This window comes from Erythrobacter sp. S57(2025) (assembly GCF_057365055.1).
Window position 1 is genome coordinate 382,568 of sequence record NZ_CP200299.1, and the last position, 16,065, is coordinate 398,632.

At 56.6% G+C, this 16,065-nt stretch carries 17 protein-coding genes; 6 read left to right on the plus strand and 11 right to left on the minus strand.

The genetic code is table 11. From position 1 onward, the window contains the following. The first annotated feature begins 61 nt into the window (after positions 1 to 61). From AC0V6N_RS01700 to AC0V6N_RS01715, 4 genes are read left to right on the plus strand one after another with little or no spacing between them, the layout of a single operon-like run. Positions 62 to 1,168, plus strand: a complete 1,107-nt coding sequence (locus AC0V6N_RS01700; RefSeq protein WP_486169864.1) for an FAD-dependent oxidoreductase — start codon at positions 62 to 64, stop codon at positions 1,166 to 1,168. 58 nt (positions 1,169 to 1,226) lie between these two features. Next, entirely contained in the window at positions 1,227 to 3,365 is a 2,139-nt protein-coding gene (locus AC0V6N_RS01705) for an FAD-dependent oxidoreductase (RefSeq protein WP_486169865.1), read from the plus strand. 10 nt (positions 3,366 to 3,375) lie between these two features. Then, on the plus strand, positions 3,376 to 4,647 hold the full coding sequence (locus tag AC0V6N_RS01710; protein ID WP_486169866.1) for a NupC/NupG family nucleoside CNT transporter: 1,272 nt from the start codon (positions 3,376 to 3,378) through the stop codon (positions 4,645 to 4,647). Continuing rightward, positions 4,623 to 5,249 (plus strand): CDP-alcohol phosphatidyltransferase family protein, encoded by a 627-nt coding sequence (locus AC0V6N_RS01715; protein ID WP_486169867.1) that lies wholly within the window; start codon positions 4,623 to 4,625, stop codon positions 5,247 to 5,249. The genes AC0V6N_RS01710 and AC0V6N_RS01715 overlap by 25 nt, the downstream gene beginning before the upstream one ends. Positions 5,250 to 5,253: 4 nt before the next feature. Here the strand turns inward: AC0V6N_RS01715 and AC0V6N_RS01720 are convergent, their stop codons facing one another. Further along, positions 5,254 to 6,057 carry a DUF1499 domain-containing protein gene (locus tag AC0V6N_RS01720; RefSeq protein WP_486169868.1) on the minus strand — a complete coding sequence of 268 codons (804 nt, stop codon included), beginning with the start codon at positions 6,055 to 6,057 and terminating at the stop codon, positions 5,254 to 5,256. A gap of 243 nt (positions 6,058 to 6,300) precedes the next feature. Here AC0V6N_RS01720 and AC0V6N_RS01725 point away from each other — a divergent pair, with 243 nt between their 5' ends. Next, a complete protein-coding gene (locus AC0V6N_RS01725; protein ID WP_486169869.1) occupies positions 6,301 to 6,777 on the plus strand; it encodes a c-type cytochrome in 477 nt (158 codons plus the stop codon). Between the two features lie 78 nt (positions 6,778 to 6,855). Beyond that, the gene (locus tag AC0V6N_RS01730; RefSeq protein ID WP_486169870.1) at positions 6,856 to 7,482 is read left to right on the plus strand and encodes a plastocyanin/azurin family copper-binding protein; all 627 of its coding nucleotides are present in this window, start codon (positions 6,856 to 6,858) and stop codon (positions 7,480 to 7,482) included. A gap of 7 nt (positions 7,483 to 7,489) precedes the next feature. Here the strand turns inward: AC0V6N_RS01730 and hemA are convergent, their stop codons facing one another. The 10 genes from hemA to bchL form a co-directional block, all read right to left on the minus strand. Next, complete coding sequence (gene hemA, locus AC0V6N_RS01735; protein ID WP_486169871.1) at positions 7,490 to 8,710, minus strand: 5-aminolevulinate synthase; 1,221 nt, start codon at positions 8,708 to 8,710, stop codon at positions 7,490 to 7,492. Between the two features lie 57 nt (positions 8,711 to 8,767). Continuing rightward, positions 8,768 to 9,559 (minus strand): putative photosynthetic complex assembly protein PuhE, encoded by a 792-nt coding sequence (puhE, locus tag AC0V6N_RS01740; protein WP_486169872.1) that lies wholly within the window; start codon positions 9,557 to 9,559, stop codon positions 8,768 to 8,770. After that, positions 9,553 to 10,641 carry a magnesium-protoporphyrin IX monomethyl ester (oxidative) cyclase gene (gene acsF / locus AC0V6N_RS01745; protein ID WP_486169873.1) on the minus strand — a complete coding sequence of 363 codons (1,089 nt, stop codon included), beginning with the start codon at positions 10,639 to 10,641 and terminating at the stop codon, positions 9,553 to 9,555. Before acsF ends, puhE begins: the two co-directional genes overlap by 7 nt. Further along, positions 10,638 to 10,958 carry a hypothetical protein gene (locus AC0V6N_RS01750; RefSeq protein ID WP_486169874.1) on the minus strand — a complete coding sequence of 107 codons (321 nt, stop codon included), beginning with the start codon at positions 10,956 to 10,958 and terminating at the stop codon, positions 10,638 to 10,640. Before AC0V6N_RS01750 ends, acsF begins: the two co-directional genes overlap by 4 nt. Beyond that, positions 10,955 to 11,437, minus strand: coding sequence for a photosynthetic complex assembly protein PuhC (gene puhC / locus AC0V6N_RS01755; protein WP_486169875.1), 483 nt, complete (start codon positions 11,435 to 11,437; stop codon positions 10,955 to 10,957). Before puhC ends, AC0V6N_RS01750 begins: the two co-directional genes overlap by 4 nt. Further along, positions 11,434 to 12,081 (minus strand): photosynthetic complex putative assembly protein PuhB, encoded by a 648-nt coding sequence (puhB, locus tag AC0V6N_RS01760; protein ID WP_486169876.1) that lies wholly within the window; start codon positions 12,079 to 12,081, stop codon positions 11,434 to 11,436. Before puhB ends, puhC begins: the two co-directional genes overlap by 4 nt. A gap of 5 nt (positions 12,082 to 12,086) precedes the next feature. Beyond that, entirely contained in the window at positions 12,087 to 12,926 is an 840-nt protein-coding gene (gene puhA, locus AC0V6N_RS01765; protein ID WP_486169877.1) for a photosynthetic reaction center subunit H, read from the minus strand. A 76-nt stretch (positions 12,927 to 13,002) separates the two neighbouring features. Continuing rightward, positions 13,003 to 14,439, minus strand: a complete 1,437-nt coding sequence (locus tag AC0V6N_RS01770) for a BCD family MFS transporter (RefSeq protein ID WP_486169878.1) — start codon at positions 14,437 to 14,439, stop codon at positions 13,003 to 13,005. Then, positions 14,436 to 15,155, minus strand: a complete 720-nt coding sequence (gene bchM, locus AC0V6N_RS01775; RefSeq protein ID WP_486169879.1) for a magnesium protoporphyrin IX methyltransferase — start codon at positions 15,153 to 15,155, stop codon at positions 14,436 to 14,438. Before bchM ends, AC0V6N_RS01770 begins: the two co-directional genes overlap by 4 nt. Then, positions 15,155 to 16,051, minus strand: a complete 897-nt coding sequence (gene bchL, locus AC0V6N_RS01780) for a ferredoxin:protochlorophyllide reductase (ATP-dependent) iron-sulfur ATP-binding protein (RefSeq protein WP_486169880.1) — start codon at positions 16,049 to 16,051, stop codon at positions 15,155 to 15,157. Before bchL ends, bchM begins: the two co-directional genes overlap by 1 nt. Between the last annotated feature and the right edge of the window lie 14 nt (positions 16,052 to 16,065).

Consider the following 16,065-nt stretch of genomic DNA (forward strand, 5'->3'; position numbering starts at 1 on the left):
GTTCCGGTGCCAGCACGCTGCACTGGACATGCCCGGCGCATTGGGGAATGGCGACAACACAATGACGCTTCGGGCAAAACTCCTGCTTATTGGTGGCGGCCATGCCCATGTTGCGGTGCTGGCCGATTTTATTCGCCGTGGCCTCCCATGCGATGATGTGATGCTGCTCACGCCGTCAGAGCATTTACGCTATTCTGGCATGGTGCCTGGCTGGATCGCCGGTCAATATCCGCGAGACGCGGGTATCGTCGATGTGGCGGCGCTGGCGCGGCGGGCGGGCGTGGATTTGGTGCTCGGGCGTTGCATAGCGATTGATCCAGACGCGGGCGAAGTTCGGACCGAGGCTGGCGAAGTCATCTCCTTTGACGTGGGGTCTATCGACACAGGCGGGGTGGGTCGCGCGAAGGCGGTTCTGGGCACCGACCCGCGTGTTTTAGATGTGCGCCCAATTGATGGTTTCGTGGACCGCCTGTCCGACTTCAAAGACGCGAAGCGGATCGCAATCATCGGGGGCGGGGCGGCAGGTGTTGAACTTGCCTTTGGCCTGCGCAATTCGCAGCGGTTTGAAAGCGGGCCTGATGTGTCACTGGTTGCAGGAGCAGAGGGATTGTTGCCCAGCTTTTCCAACGCAGTCCGCAAGCGCGTGACTGCATCACTAAATCGACAGAATATCATTTTGTACGAGGATGATGCTCAACTTTGCGAGGGTAAGCTGCAGGCAGGCGATGTCGTGCTCGAACCGATGGACTTGATCATCGCGACTTTGGGGAGCGGCGCACCGGCATGGCCCCGCGCTGGTGGGCTCGCTTGCGATGAAAGCGGATTTATTGCCGTATCTGGCGACCTCCGCTCGCTCTCGCACTCACACATCTTCGCCGTTGGTGATGTGGCATCGCATCAGGACCGCCGCGTCCCGCATTCTGGAGTTCATGCTGTGATGGCAGGGCCGGTGCTGGCTAGAAACCTACGAAATGCAGCTCAGGGAAAGCCTGCGAACGCTCATTATCGGCCGCGACCTGTCAGCCTTTATTTGCTCTCAACCAACGATAGCTCTGCAATTTTGAGCTATGGCCCCTTGGCAGCACAAGGACGCTGGGTGGCTCGTCTTAAACATTGGATCGACAATCGCTGGATTTCGCAATACGCCGAACTGGCGCGCAAAGCGTAACCGCGGTCAATCAATGCGCGAACCTACCCTGAACAACAGGGCGCGAGAGGGATATTTGATGAAGAAGATTTTGATCATTCTTGCGCTGGCCGCGCTCGTCATTGCCTATTTTTACTTTGACCTTGGCGCGTACTTGACGATCCAGGGGATCAAGCAGGTCGTTGATGACGTACAGGGCTTTTACGAGGCGAACCGGGTTTTGGTTTTGGTCTTGTTTTTCCTGATCTATGTCGCCGTCACGGCAGCCTCGCTTCCAGGCGCCGCAATCATGACGTTGGCGGCTGGCGCTCTATTTGGGCTCTGGGAAGGTACAATCCTCGTCTCATTCGCCTCTACTCTTGGGGCAACACTTGCATTCCTCGCCTCGCGTTATGTGCTGCGCGATACCATTGAGAAGCGTTTCGGAGATCGGTTGAAGTCGATCAATTCTGGGTTAGAGCGCGATGGGGCATTCTACCTCTTCACCTTGCGCATGATCCCGCTGGTGCCGTTCTTCGTGATCAACCTCGTTATGGGTCTAACCCGGATCAAGACGTGGACTTTCGCCTGGGTTAGTCAGGTCGGTATGCTGCTTGGCACGATTGTCTATGTGAATGCTGGCACGCAGCTTGCGCAGATTGAAAGCACATCGGGCCTGCTTTCTCCTGCGCTGATTGGCAGCTTCATCCTTCTCGCTATCGTTCCTTGGATTGCAAAAGTGATCGTCGGCTTCATTCAGCGGCAAAAAGTCTATCGTGGCTTCGAAAAGCCAAAAAGCTTTGACCGCAATATGGTGGTCATCGGGGCAGGGGCAGCAGGACTTGTCTCTTCCCTGATTGCCTCAACGGTGAAGGCGAAGGTGACATTGGTCGAAGCGCATAAGATGGGCGGCGATTGCCTAAACACTGGCTGCGTTCCTTCAAAGGCTCTCATCAAAAGCGCCAAGGTTGCGAGCCAAATGCGCAACGCCGACAAATATGGCCTCGAAGCGCATGAACCCACCGTGCCGTTCAAGCACACAATTGCCCGCGTCATGGATGCGGTGAAGACAATTGAGCCGCATGACAGTGTGGAGCGTTACACTGGCCTCGGCGTCGATGTGGTCGAAGGCTATGCCAAAATCATCGATCCGTGGACGGTCGAGATCGCGCGCAATGACGGCGAAACCCAGCGCCTCACGACGCGATCTATCGTCATTGCTGCGGGCGCTGCTCCATTCGTGCCGCCCATCGAAGGTCTTAAGGAAAGCAATTACCTGACCTCTGACACGATGTGGGATGCTTTTGCGCAAATGGATGCCCCGCCTGCGCGCGTAGCCATCTTGGGCGGTGGTCCGATTGGGTGTGAGATTGCGCAAAGCCTCGCGCGGCTCGGTTCAAATGTCACTCAGATCGAGATGATGGACCGGATTATGGGCCGCGAGGATGAGGAAGTCTCCGCACTTGCGCAGCAATCGCTTGAAGAATCGGGCGTGCGTGTCCTTGTCGATCACAAGGCGGTGAAGGTCACCGATGGCGCGGTCATGACCGAACATGACGGCACAACGGTCGAAGTGCCGTACGATGCACTGATCGTCGCCGTGGGGCGCGCGGCCAGGCTGACTGGCTATGGTCTGGAGGAATTGGGCATCGATACGAATAAAACGGTGGTCACCGACGAATTCCTTGCGACCAAATTCCCCAATATCTATGCCTGCGGTGACGTAGCGGGGCCGTTCCAGTTCACCCACACCGCCAGCCACCAGGCATGGTTTGCCAGCGTCAACGCTCTTTTCGGGCAGTTCAAGCGGTTCAAGGCTGACTATTCGGTAATCCCTGCTGTCACCTTCCTTGACCCAGAAATTGCCCGTGTCGGTATCAACGAATCCGAGGCAAAAGAGCAGGGCGTCGAGTACGATGTCACGCGCTACAATCTAGATCATCTCGACCGTGCGATTGCAGAACATGAGATCAAGGGTTTCGTGAAAGTGCTGACCAAGCCGGGTAAGGACACGATCCTTGGTGCGACCATCGTGGGATACAAAGCAGGCGAAATGCTGGCTGAGTACACTCTGGCGATGAAACACAAGCTGGGCCTCAATAAGATACTCGGTACGATCCATCCTTATCCGACCATGGCCGAAGGCAACAAGTTTGCCGCTGGCGAATGGAAGAAAGCGCGCAAACCAGAAGGGCTGCTTAACCTCGTCGAGAAGTATCACGATTGGCGGCGGGGCTAAGGCGCGAGGCGTGGAACTGTTTGATCAATTTCGCGGTATCATCGGCATTGCGGTGCTGCTCGCACTCGCATGGGGACTAAGCGAAAATAGGGCGGAGCGGCCCACAACCCGCTGGATCCTTGGCGCGTTGCTGTTGCAGGGGGTGCTGGCTTTGCTGATCGTTCGCGTTCCTTTCGTGTGGGATGTGGTGACGTTAGCCAATGAGGGGGTGGCTGCGATTGAGCGCGCGACCCTTGATGGATCGTCCTACATGTTCGGGTATCTGGGCGGGGCAGACCTCCCATTTGAACTGAAGGAAGGCGCGCAGCCGCCGCTGATCATTGCGTTTCAGATATTGCCGCTGGTGATTGTGTTCTCTGCTCTGGCAGCGTTGCTGTGGCATTGGGGGGTCTTGCGTTGGCTCGTGAAAGGGCTGTCGTTCCTGCTCCAGCGCTCATTAGGCGTAAGCGGCGTCGTTGGCCTGTCAGGCGGCGCGAATATGTTCTTAGGCGTGGTGGAGAGCCCGCTGGTCGTGCGCGCTTACTTCGCCCGCATGACCCGCGCTGAGCTGTTTCAGGTCATGGTGCTGGCCATGGCTACCATTTCAGGCGCCATCCTAATCCTCTACGCCACCACACTGCGCGAAACGGTGCCTGATGCTGTGGGCCATATGATTTCTGCCTCACTTGTCTCACTTCCAGCAGCGCTTCTCATCGCCAAATTGATGGTGCCAAGTGAGGCCGACGATCAAGCCACTGAGGCCGACGAGGATGAGCCAAGTTTGAAATACGAAAGCAGCATTGATGCCATAGTCAAAGGCACAATGGATGGGATGCAGCTGTTCCTGGCGGTCATTGCGATCATAATGGTAATCTTCGCTCTTGTTTCACTCACGGATCAGGTGCTGGGCTTACTGCCATTGGTGGGTGATGAGCCTTTGAGCCTCAAGCGCATCTTTGGCTGGATTTTCGCGCCCTTTATGTGGCTGATCGGCGTGCCATGGGCAGAGGCGCAGGCGGCTGGCGGATTGATGGGGACCAAGGCGATCCTAAATGAATATGTCGCCTATCTCGAACTCGCCGCGCTCCCCGCTGACACGTTTGGACCGCGAAGTCTCTTGATCGTCACCTATGCATTGTGCGGCTTTGCCAATCTGGCGAGCGTAGGCCTGCTGGTCTCCACCATCGGAACTTTGTGTCCAGAGCGCCGGGCAGAGGCGGCAGGACTTGGCATGAAAAGTTGGGTCGCGGGCAATATCGCCACCGCTATGACGGGTGCGTGGATTGGTCTGGTGACGTTCTAGTGTTCGATGCAAAGCTGCGCCCTCTGATTGACCCGCCGCTCAACCGTGTCGGTGCGGCACTAGCCAAGGCAGGCGTCACCGCGAATATGCTCACTCTAACAGGGCTGGCAATTGGTCTTGCAGGCGCCGTCGCAATAGCATTTGGCGCGCTTTGGTGGGGGCTGGCTTTCATCATCGTGAACCGCGTGCTCGACGGCCTTGATGGAGCGGTCGCGCGAGCGAACACACCGACTGCATTGGGCGGCTATTTCGATATAGTCGCTGACTTCGCCTTCTACGTCTCAATCCCCGTTGGATTTGGCGTCATGGCATCTTCGAACACGCTGCCGGCTTTGGTTCTGGTGGCAAGCTTTGTCCTTACCGGCGTCAGCTTTCTAGCGTTCGCAGTCATCGCTGCCGAGCGAGGCCAAGAAACGCAGGCACATGGCAAGAAGAGTTTCTTCTACTCAACCGGATTGGCAGAAGGGACGGAGACCATCGCGGTCTTTGTCGCAGTGTGCATCTTCCCTGCATGGTTTGGCGTGATTGCCTATGCCTATGCAGGACTTTGTGCGCTGACCGTGTTTCAGCGGAGCGCGCTCGCCATCATGCAATTCCGCTGAAGCTTTAGCGTTGACCGATTTGTTGAGCAACACGCTCGCGAAGTTCAGCGATGCGAGCGGCATTTGCGCCAAGATCGCTCTGGCCTACGCGGCTTACTGATCGGAAGTCGATCTGGTTCTCACCAACACGGGCAACCACATCGTCTTTGAAACCATACCAGAAAGTCTCAGCAACGCCTTCGACACGCCCAGCTTCGGCATCTTGTTTAATGTCGACAAAGCCCATCGATCCCATCGCAGCTGCAATTGCAGCGACCGCGTCTGCTTTGCTTGCTCCGGCGAGAGGGAGCGGGGAAAGCTCCGCATATGTGTCATTGATGATCTGTGCGTGACTTTTGATAGCCAGCTCTGGCGCAGCGCCCGCATAGGCTTCCAATTCACCAAGCGGGGTTTGATAATCATTCAGCGGATTGGCATCACTTTCTGCGCGATCATCCATGGTCGCTTTAGAGAAAGCTGGCGGGTTCGCCGTGTCGGTTGCGATATCGTGGATTGGATTGGCGGAGGCCGTGCCAGAGGCGTTGGCTCCCATGCCCGCAAGAGCAGCAGGAATCACTAGGCCCAAACCCGCAACACCCATGGCAACCTTGCTGCGCGGCTTTCTGATGATCGCGATGATTAGCGAGACCAAGGCCGCCACGGCAACAATCCCGACGAGCCAAAGCCCAGCGCCAAATGTGAGCGCCAAAAGCCCCGTTTGCCAAGACCAGAGTCCAATCTTAGTGCCGAGTGCTGCAACGACAAAAAACACCGGCAGAAAGACGGTGAGAGCGAGGACGAGCTTTGAATGCCAAGGAATGTTTTTCATGGCTGCCCCCTTTAACGAGGCGAGCGCATTACGCAAAGCCTCTGGTCCCGCAGTATACCAATTGAAATTTTCACGAATTTCTCGGGAAACCCATCTGGCATTCGCGCGTTAGACATTTGAGATCACACGTCGATAGGGATGCGCTTGTGAGATCAGCGCTGATTTAACACGTAAGTTCAACCGGTTAAGGCCTCGGTTTAAAAGACATATTGGGTCTGCCAAGACATAGAGGGAAATATCTTTATGCGTAAAATTGTTCTCAGCACCGTAGCACTGGGCAGCCTAGTGGCTGTTTCTGCATGCGGCGAAAGCCCCGCATCGCAAGACGCCACGGCTGAAACCGAAACTGCTGAAGTCGAAGCCCCAGCGGAGCCTGCTGAACCAGAAGTTGAATTGGCTTTTGCTGATCTCACTGGCGATGCGGGCGCGGGCGAAACAGTGTTCGTACAATGCAAAACCTGCCATCTGCTCGAAGAAGGCAAAAACGGCGTTGGCCCATCGCTTTACGGCGTGATCGGTCGCGAAGCCGGTTCAATCGAAGGCTTCAACTATTCAGATGCAAACTCAAGCAGCGGCATCACCTGGACACCAGAAGTGATGTTTGAATATCTCGAAGCACCACGTGAGTACATGCCAGGTACGCGCATGGCCTATCCCGGTCTCAAAGACGCGCAGGACCGCGTTGACCTGATTGCTTACTTGCAAACCAACGGCGAATAATCGCCCTTGTTGCTAATGGCTAACCGCCCCGCAACGGACGAGAATCAGTTCTCGGCCATTGCGGGGCGAGCTGTTTAAATGTCTGCCTTCCGGTCCATTATGCGTACCAATTCCTCCCCAACATTTTCGATATGCGCCGCAGCGTCTTTATTGGCTCTTGCTGGCTGCGAACGTCCGACTCCCGATACGACCATGATCGAAGCGCCAGAGGCGACGCCTGCTGGTAATGTTGAGGAACCTAATGTTGAGCCGACGGGCAAAGTGATCGACATCCTTATGTACACCGTCGATCCCGATGATCCGAGCGAGCAACACGTGTTCAAACCGCGCCTAGTCAGCGCGCAGGTTGGCGACACAATCCGTTTTATCCCGACTGAAAGCAGCCACCAATCCTCGTCCATCGCGAGCATGCTACCAGATGCTTCGAATGGTTGGGAAGGCGATGTAAACAAAGAGATTTCTTACACGATTCCAGCGCCCGGCATCTATGGCTTCCAATGCGTACCGCACTATGCCGCTGGTATGGTTGGTGTGGTAATCGTTGAAGGTGAGAGCAAGCTCGACAATCTGGAGCGCGCAAAGCAATCCGGGCACCCTGGTTTGGGTGTGCCCGAATTCTTTGAAATATTTGCTGAAGCCGAAGCGCGCGGAATGCTTGAGCCGACGCCTGAAGCGTCAGAGACTGAGCCAGAAACGCAAAGCTAGCCTTTTGTCAGGCCGCAATCCTGCCGCGCGCCAGCTCACATTGCGACCAGATCTCTGACAAAGCATTAATCAGCCGTGTCACATCGCCATCATCATGCACCGGTGAAGGCGTCAGGCGTAGCCGCTCTGTACCCACAGGGACCGTGGGATAATTGATCGGCTGCACATAGATGCCATGATTATCCATCAACCAGTCGCTGATCATTTTGCACTTCTTCGCATCCCCAACCATCACCGGAATGATGTGGCTTGGGTTTGGAAGATGCGGAATGCCAACCATGTCGAGCTGACGTCGTACTTGCTCCACGCGTTCCTTCTGCGTGTCGCGCTCTTCATTGCATTCTTTAAGATGGCGAATGCTGGCAGCCGCACCCGCTGCAACGGCCGGGGGCAGGGCGGTCGAAAAGATGAACCCGCTTGCAAAGCTGCGCACGAAATCGACCAAATTGGAGGATGCCGCGATATAACCGCCCATGACACCATAGGCCTTGCCCAAAGTGCCTTCGATGACGGTGATGCGGTCCATCAGTCCTTCGCGCTCAGCGACGCCGCCGCCACGCGGGCCGTAGAGGCCCACTGCGTGCACTTCGTCGATATAGGTCATCGCGCCATGCTTTTCACACACGTCAAGAATGTCTGCGATTGGGGCGATGTCGCCATCCATTGAATAGACGCTCTCAAAAGCGACCAATTTGGGCACCTCTGGACCAAACTCGGAAAGGTGCCGATCGAGGTCTTCGACGTCGTTATGCTTCCAGATCTTGTAAGGCGCGCGGGAGTGGCGAATGCCTTCGATCATGCTCGCATGGTTGAGCGCGTCAGAGAACACAACGCAGCCTGGGATCTTGCTCGCAAGCGTGCCAAGGCCCGCCCAGTTCGACACATATCCGCTGGTAAACAGAAGAGCAGCTTCCTTGCCGTGCAGATCGGCAAGTTCAGCCTCCAATTCCACGTGATAGTGGTTGGTGCCGGAGATATTGCGCGTTCCACCTGCGCCCGCGCCGCATTCATCCAGTGTTGAATGCATCGCATCGAGCACTTTGGGATGCTGGCCCATGCCGAGGTAATCGTTGGAACACCACACGGTCACCGCCTGCGTTTCTTCGCCAATAAAGCGCGTTGCATGGGGGAATTTCCCCCGGTGCCGCTTGATATCGGTGAAGACGCGGTAGCGTCCCTCTTCGCGAACACTGTCCAGCTGCTCTGCGAAATAGGTTTCAAAATCCATGGGTGGTTCCCCTGCTTTCGTATTCTCGTTCGTCATAGTCATTTCTCGCCCCCCAGCCTAGACACGTCGTTCACGCGAAAAGGCCCAGCCCCACAACATTCCATCACGAAATGGTAGCGCCAAAAATAGATGTTCGATTGCACCTAATAGACATAATGCAGTGATCAGGCTTGCGCCGATCATCTCAGGACTTCCGGTCGGTGCGGCCATAGCGAGGCTACCAAACCAACCCGTCAGAGCAAAAATCGTGGCCACTGAAGCAGCCAGCCAGACGGTCATCCGATTGCGACCAAAATAGCTTTTCAGATAGCCCAGATGCGATGGCAGCATTTCTGTGGTTGAATTGGGCACACCGATAAAAAGGTTTATCTTTGACGACAGCCTAAGACCAAACAACAGCACAAACACCGTTGCGCCAATCTGGTTAGGCGCGCTCCATGACAGAGAAATGAGCATAAGCGCGGTAAGGGCCAGCACGACTTCGTGATGGATCACTGTCGCACTTGCTTGTGTGAACCGTTCAAAGCCCTGCACACCGGGAAGGCATGCCTCGCGTCGTGGCCCTGCAGCGGCTCCAGTTAAAAAGCCGATCTCATGCCAGCCCCAAACCAGCAAAGCGCCGACGAAGCTCGCATAGACCGCCCAAAAGCTAACCGATTGGGATGCGAACAGGATTGTGATGAGGCCAGCGATGCCGGCCACGCCGCCCCAAATCAGGCTGCGGCGAAATCTTGCACGCTCATTGCTATCGGTTCCTTGGTTTACGGAAAAGGCAATCAGCCCTGTCGCCATAAACCAAATGGCTACGGTCACGATGAACGGGACAATATGGCCGCTCCAACTTACCATGCAGGCTGTAGCCTGATCGATTGCGGCAGTGTGTTGGGCTTAGTCCGGCTGAAATACATCCGCGCAAAATTGTACCCTGCGCCCGCCATGCCGGTCACCCGCTTGGCAAGACCGCTAATTCCACCTTGCGCTTTGCCATCCTCAATCCGGTTCGCAGCAAGGCGAAGGCCGTCCATACGCGCGCGAAATTTTGGATCATCAATATTAAGCTCAACCGGAAAGACCTGGCGAGCGATTTGATTGGTGATGTCGAACACTTTGTAATCATACTCTGTCGGATCAACGCCCAGCGCCTCATGAAACACGGGCCGCGCATGATCGCGCACATACATCGTGGCGTAGACCGAAAGCAGGAAGAAGCGGATCCAAAGCTTATTCGCGCCTTTGAGCAGGTCAGGATCCGCACGCATCAGCATCGCAAAGGCCTCACCATGGCGGAACTCATCATTGCACCACTCTTCAAACCAGTTGAAGATCGGGTGGAATTTGTGCTGCGGGTTGGCGGCCAGATGGCGGTAGATCGTAATGTACCGCGCATAGCCGATTTTCTCGGACAGATAGACCGCGTACCAGATGAATTTTGGTTTGAAATATGTGTACTTCTTGGTCTTGGTCAGAAAGCCCAGATCAACGCCGATCCCTGCATCTTTCAGGCTTTCATTGATGAAACCTGCATGGCGGCTTTCATCACGCGCAAGCAGCTTGAACAGCTGTTTTACATCCGGGTTCTTAGTCCGGCGCGCAATTTCTGCGTAAAGCACGCAGCCCGAAAACTCAGACGTCATTGAACTGACGAGGAAGTCTGTGAACTCCTTGCGCAGCGCTGGTTCAAGCCCTTCGATCACGCCTGCAAAATCGTCTTTTTGGCGGAAGTGATATTTGTTGGGGTCCGCCGTCATATCAGCGATCAGCTGGTCCCATTCCTCGCGCACAGTTGAGACGTCAATCGCGTCCAATGCATCGAAATCGGTGGTGTAGAAACGCGGCGTGAGCATGGTGTCCTGCGTCGCAAGGTCCATCGCCTCTTCGCTGGTCATCATCTCATCGATGGGTGCTTCAGTGATTGCAGTATGCGCGTTCATTTGATCCTCCCCGCGTTGAAGCTGACTTCGTAAAGCTCGGCCAAGTCGAAATAAGCAGCGAGGCGCGTCAATCCGCGCATCACTGGGCCTGCCCGTGTAACGGTGGCGGTGCGTTCAAATACTTGCCGGCTTCCAAAGGGAATTGAGATAGGGTCGCCATGGACCTGAACTTTATCGCCCGGCTCCATCTCAACATCGCCATCCAGCTCCACATGGGCATGAAAATGCTCAGAGCTTTGCTCGACCTCGATGGTGCAGGGCACGTCAAACTGGCGTGCGCTTTGAGAGCGGATGTCCGCATTTGTTACCGTGTTCATTGCTGTGATCCCTCCAGCATGTTGGCAAAAACGGCGCGATTGTCAGCGCCAAAGGATGACAGCTCAATCATGCTGCCTGTCGTCGTGTCGCGAATGGTGAGAGCGCCGGTATCCCACTCGATCAATTCGAATGGGGTGGCGCGGCCAATGCCGTTGATCCGCCGTTGGTGGACGAGGCTGCGCATGGTCGAGCGGACAAATCCGCCTGTGCCCGGACCAAAGCTGCCAACCACTTCGCCACTAAATGCATCCTCAACACGGACCGTTCCATCCGCTTCATCAAAGAAGGCTAGCGACCGGGTTGATGTGGCCATCGTGCCCGCTTCCGCGCGCGCTTCGGCGGGGACAGACTGCCTATCCAGCAAGCCGAAGCTGACCGCCGATGTTAGCGCGATGACGCTGGCGATCAGCGCGCCTGCCATGATCAACGGCACTTTGTGGACGGTAACTTCGTCCTCTTCATATTCGCGAACGATCATGCCGGTGCTCCCTCCAATGCGTTGCCGGTAGCCTCTGCGGAAGCCGATTGAACATCGCGGCGTTCGATCGCGCTGAATGTGGCCCGCGCTTCTGCCAGCAGCGATGCGACCTTTTCAGCCTCAGGAATAGCGCGCAGCATTGGCTCAGGCTTAGTGAAGTGCCACGGGCGAACATGCGGCCACATCAGATAGTATCCGAGCAGACGCTCGCCGCTCAGCTGCAAAGCGATATCGCCAGCACCATTTGCCAGCGGCTTAAGATTGGCTGCGCTCACATGCTTGAGTGGGACATTGATCCGCGCCTCAACCGCCATGCCAATGCGCATAATCAGCCGCGTATCGGTAAGGATGTAGAGCGTTGTCTTCACGCACAGCCATGCAAGGCCATACAGGATCGCAAGCGCCGCAACCCCCATAACAGCCAGCATAATCGCGGTGTTCTGATTGTTCGTTGCAACCGCAATGACAATCAGAAGAGCGAAGTAGAAGGCCACTTTGCGGGTGTGAAATGCTGTGCGGGCTAGGACCGGCAAATCAGGCCGGCCCTTCCACAGCACGCGTTCATCCCCAGCTGGCGTCCCCATAGGGTCGCCAAAAGCTTTGGGGCCTTCTTCCTCGAGCGGCGCAGATGATGATCCCGTCATCTGACTTACATCCAAGGCTCAGAGCGTTCAGGCGTGGCATACATGTAGCCGCCGCCGTAATAGGCCATGATCTTGTCTTCTTCGAGACGGGTGATCTGGCCGGGCGTCTTTACAGCAGGCGTTGCGTCGAACTGTTCAGAAGTGATCGCGTCAATATCGATCAGCTCGGTCTGGTCATCCACAATCGGAATAAGACCGCCAAGCCACGCCTTACCCTGAACCGCAGCCACACCCATCGGCGCGAGCACTTTCTTGCCCGAATTGGTGGTCACTTCGAGATAGCGAATGATGTGTTCCGCTTGGTCGACCCAGACATCTGAGACGGTGCCGGCAAGTTTCTTGTCAGCGCCATAGACCGGCAAGCCAACTGGATCACGGTCTTGCTCTGCAATGGTCATGCCGTGGCTGTCAGCGATTGGCACGATGCGCGGGGCGCCGTCCATTGTCAGATCTGGATAGTCCTGACGATTGGCATAGGCTGCTGGGCCTAGGCCGTCTTCCATCGGATTGCCGGTCGGCTCAAACGGAGCGCCGCGGCCTGGGAAGGTCTGTTTCGCAGCGATATCGATATCATCTCGCGCAACATCTTCTGGCGTGTAGGTGCCACGGCCATGCGGCAGTTTGAAGGTCTTCTTCGCGCCGTCTGACAAAGGCATTCCGCGCATCACAATGCCAGTTTGCTCGTCTTCTACAGGATAGCCTTCGCGGCGGCTTTCACGGTTCAGATAGAACACAAGGCCGACAAAGAAGATGAAGAACAGGATGAACGCGAGTTCAGCGACATCAAACGTGCCCGCAATATACGCGGTCCCTAAAAAGTGGCCCAAATCAAGGGTGGCAGTCATGGTACTTTCCTTCCAAATTCAGGAGAACATTGGCGGATGCCCTCCAAGGCTTGGCGCGCCATCCCTTCACGCGCATTCATGTTGGGAATTCGCGCAGACCAAAGCTCTGGTCTGAGCGCTCCCCGGTGTCAGTGGTTTGATTGCGAGAGCGTCCGACAAGCGGACCAATCGCGGCAAGGCCTGCCAAAAGCAGCAGAACTTCGATGGTGTAGACCGATGTGTAGCCCGTCGCGCGGGTGGCGATGGCAGCAGACGGATCGGCGTTGATAGCGAAATAGGCGATGATGTCGCGCAGGATACCGCCCAGTGCGATGCCCGCGCCTGCACAGGTCGCTTGCACGGCGCCCCATGCGCCAAGCGCGAGGCCAGCGGTTTCACTCTTGGCGAGGTTCATGGCTTCGATGAGCGTGCCAACAGAGAAAAGACCAAGGCCAAGGCCAATCAATCCCGCGCCCAAATACAGCATAGCGGGCGAGCCAAAGGGCGCTGCGAACATGACGACTAAGAATGCGTTGATGCCAATAACCATTCCGCGTCCAGCAATGCGCACAGGATCACCGCCACCTGTGAGAATTCGAGCGGACCACATAAAGCCCAGCAATGCGCCGAATGCCCATGCCCCGGTAAGGCCGGTGGTTGCTCCCACAGAAAGCCCTAAGATCTCACCGCCATAAGGCTCAAGCAGCGCATCTTGCATGGCAAAGCCAGCAGCGCCAATGCCGATGGCAATAAGCAGGCGCGCATTGCGGCCATCGCGCACAAAGGCGTTCCACAAAGTACTGAAGGATGGCGCATCGGGGTCCGCCTTGGTGCGGTCAGGTGCGCGCGCCTCTTGCTTCCACAGCGCGGTCAGGTTGAGGATGAAGGTGAGCACCGCAGCGCCCTGGATCACTTGGACAAGCCGGGTGGGCGAAAACTCGATCAGCAATCCGCCGATCACGAAAGCGGAGATCATCATGCCGACGAGCAGCATGACGTAAAGGAGCGCCACAGCGCGCGGGCGTTTGTCTTCGGGAGCAAGGTCAGTGGCGAGCGCAAGGCCTGCGGTTTGGGTGATGTGAAAGCCTGTGCCCGTGAGCAGGAATGCGACGGCTGCGGCCACCATGCCGATCGCGAAGTTCTCAGGACGCGACAGATGCAGCAGCGCAAATGGCATAATCGCAAGGCCGCCAAACTGCATGAGTGTGCCGAACCAGATGTAAGGGACCCGCCGCCAACCAAGCGCGGAGATATGCCGGTCAGAACGGTGGCCAATTAGCGCGCGGAACGGCGCCACCAGCAGCGGCACAGCGATCAGCAGAGCCACCACCCATGTGGGCGTGCCAAGCTCGACCACCATAACCCGGTTAAGCGTGCCCGACAGCAGAACCATCGCCATGCCTACGCTCACTTGAAACAGCGCCATACGCAGCAAACGCCCCAGCGGCAGCTCAGTGCTGGCCGCATCCGCAAAGGGCAAGAAGGCGAGCGCCGTCTTGCTGATCTTTACAGGAGGAGGCGTCGTTTCACTCATACACGGCGCACCAATTCCAGCGCTTGGCTGGTGTAGAACCCACTTGAGACACGGTGCGTTCGGCCGATCTTCCAATCAGCAAGACTGCCAAGCCGCGCACGAAGTTCGGTTTCTGAGACCGGCACAATCGCTGGCGAACGATCGCTTTTCGGGAAAAATTTGCCAACCGAATGCATCGCGCCCAGCAGCTTTGTATGCGGGGCAAATGTGAAAAGAATGGAGTGCGATGCGCGCTGGCCGAGCTCTGCCACTGCGTCGACCAAGTCTTCCGGTGAATAGTGGATCAGCGAATCCATCGCGACCACATGCTCATGTGACCCCCAAAGAGGATCAAGCATGTCACCTGAGCGCCACCGGATACGGCCATGGCCGATGAAGCCAGGCGTCCGCTCGCGCGCGACCTCAATCAGTCCACCAGCCACATCTACGCCGGTCACCTCTGCGCCCCTGCACGCGGCTTGGACAGCGAGAGCGCCTGTGCCGCAGCCCGCATCAAGCACTTTGGTACGGCGCAAATCGCGCGGTAGCCAGCTGACTAAGGTCTTGCGCATTTCTTCACGCCCGGCACGCACGGTTGCGCGAATACCGCTCACTTTTGCGTCAGATGTGAGGTCGATCCACGCTTGCTTCGCCGTGCTGTCGAAATAGGTCGCCAGCGCTTCACGCCTTTCAACATAGGGCGCGGTAAAGTGTGTGTCAGATGCGCGTGTTGCCATCACTCAAACCCCAAAAAGTCGAAGATGTCGCGGTCTTTCATCGGCGCCGCTGTGCTCGGTTCAACGCCTGCCCACAGCATCGCTGCAAGGCGTAAATATTCGTCCTGAGCCGCGATCACTTCAGGATCATCGCCCATTTCGAACAGGGTGCATTTCTTGAGACGCGAACGGCGGATGGCATCGACATCGCGGAAATGCGCAAGGCGCTCCATGCCGATCTTGTCGCAAAAGCGATCAATCTCGTCGGTTTCTCTGGAACGGTTCGCAACCACGCCAGCAAGGCGGACATCGTAGTTCTTCGACTTCGCCCCGATTGCCGCCACAATCCGGTTCATCGCGAAGATGGAATCAAAATCGTTGGCCGCGACAACCAGCGCACGCTCAGCATGCTGGAGGGGAGCGGCGAACCCGCCGCAAACCACATCGCCCAGCACGTCAAAGATTACCACATCTGTGTCTTCGAGCAGATGGTGCTGTTTAAGCAGCTTTACCGTTTGCCCGACCACATAGCCACCGCAGCCTGTGCCTGCCGGAGGCCCGCCAGCCTCCACACACATCACGCCGTTATAGCCTTCGAACATGTAATCGTCGGGCCGCAACTCTTCGCTATGAAATTCAACCGTTTCGAGGACATCAATAACAGTCGGCATGAGCTTCTTGGTGAGCGTGAACGTGCTGTCATGCTTGGGGTCGCAGCCAATTTGCAAGACTCTGTGACCCAGCTTTGAGAATGCCGCAGAAAGGTTTGATGACGTTGTCGATTTCCCGATGCCGCCCTTGCCATAAACGGCAAAGACCTTCGCGCCTTTGATCTTGTCGCTTGGGTCAAGCTGGACCTGGACTGATCCTTCACCATCGGGCTTAGTAAAGCCGGAATTGGGAGTGTGTAGGTTCATATTCTCAAATCCCT

Bases quoted from the DNA above. Each gene is read 5' to 3' on its own strand.
- AC0V6N_RS01700 (WP_486169864.1), top strand. From the start codon at position 62: ATGACGCTTCGGGCAAAACTCCTGCTTATTGGTGGCGGCCATGCCCAT.
- AC0V6N_RS01720 (WP_486169868.1), bottom strand. From the start codon at position 6,057: ATGAAAAACATTCCTTGGCATTCAAAGCTCGTCCTCGCTCTCACCGTC.
- puhA (WP_486169877.1), bottom strand. From the start codon at position 12,926: ATGACTGCCACCCTTGATTTGGGCCACTTTTTAGGGACCGCGTATATT.
- puhE (WP_486169872.1), bottom strand. From the start codon at position 9,559: ATGGTAAGTTGGAGCGGCCATATTGTCCCGTTCATCGTGACCGTAGCC.
- puhC (WP_486169875.1), bottom strand. From the start codon at position 11,437: ATGATCGTTCGCGAATATGAAGAGGACGAAGTTACCGTCCACAAAGTG.
- acsF (WP_486169873.1), bottom strand. From the start codon at position 10,641: ATGAACGCGCATACTGCAATCACTGAAGCACCCATCGATGAGATGATG.
- bchM (WP_486169879.1), bottom strand. From the start codon at position 15,155: ATGGCAACACGCGCATCTGACACACACTTTACCGCGCCCTATGTTGAA.
- AC0V6N_RS01770 (WP_486169878.1), bottom strand. From the start codon at position 14,439: ATGAGTGAAACGACGCCTCCTCCTGTAAAGATCAGCAAGACGGCGCTC.
- AC0V6N_RS01730 (WP_486169870.1), top strand. From the start codon at position 6,856: ATGTCTGCCTTCCGGTCCATTATGCGTACCAATTCCTCCCCAACATTT.
- puhB (WP_486169876.1), bottom strand. From the start codon at position 12,081: ATGACGGGATCATCATCTGCGCCGCTCGAGGAAGAAGGCCCCAAAGCT.
- bchL (WP_486169880.1), bottom strand. From the start codon at position 16,051: ATGAACCTACACACTCCCAATTCCGGCTTTACTAAGCCCGATGGTGAA.
- hemA (WP_486169871.1), bottom strand. From the start codon at position 8,710: ATGGATTTTGAAACCTATTTCGCAGAGCAGCTGGACAGTGTTCGCGAA.
- AC0V6N_RS01725 (WP_486169869.1), top strand. From the start codon at position 6,301: ATGCGTAAAATTGTTCTCAGCACCGTAGCACTGGGCAGCCTAGTGGCT.
- AC0V6N_RS01705 (WP_486169865.1), top strand. From the start codon at position 1,227: ATGAAGAAGATTTTGATCATTCTTGCGCTGGCCGCGCTCGTCATTGCC.
- AC0V6N_RS01750 (WP_486169874.1), bottom strand. From the start codon at position 10,958: ATGAACACGGTAACAAATGCGGACATCCGCTCTCAAAGCGCACGCCAG.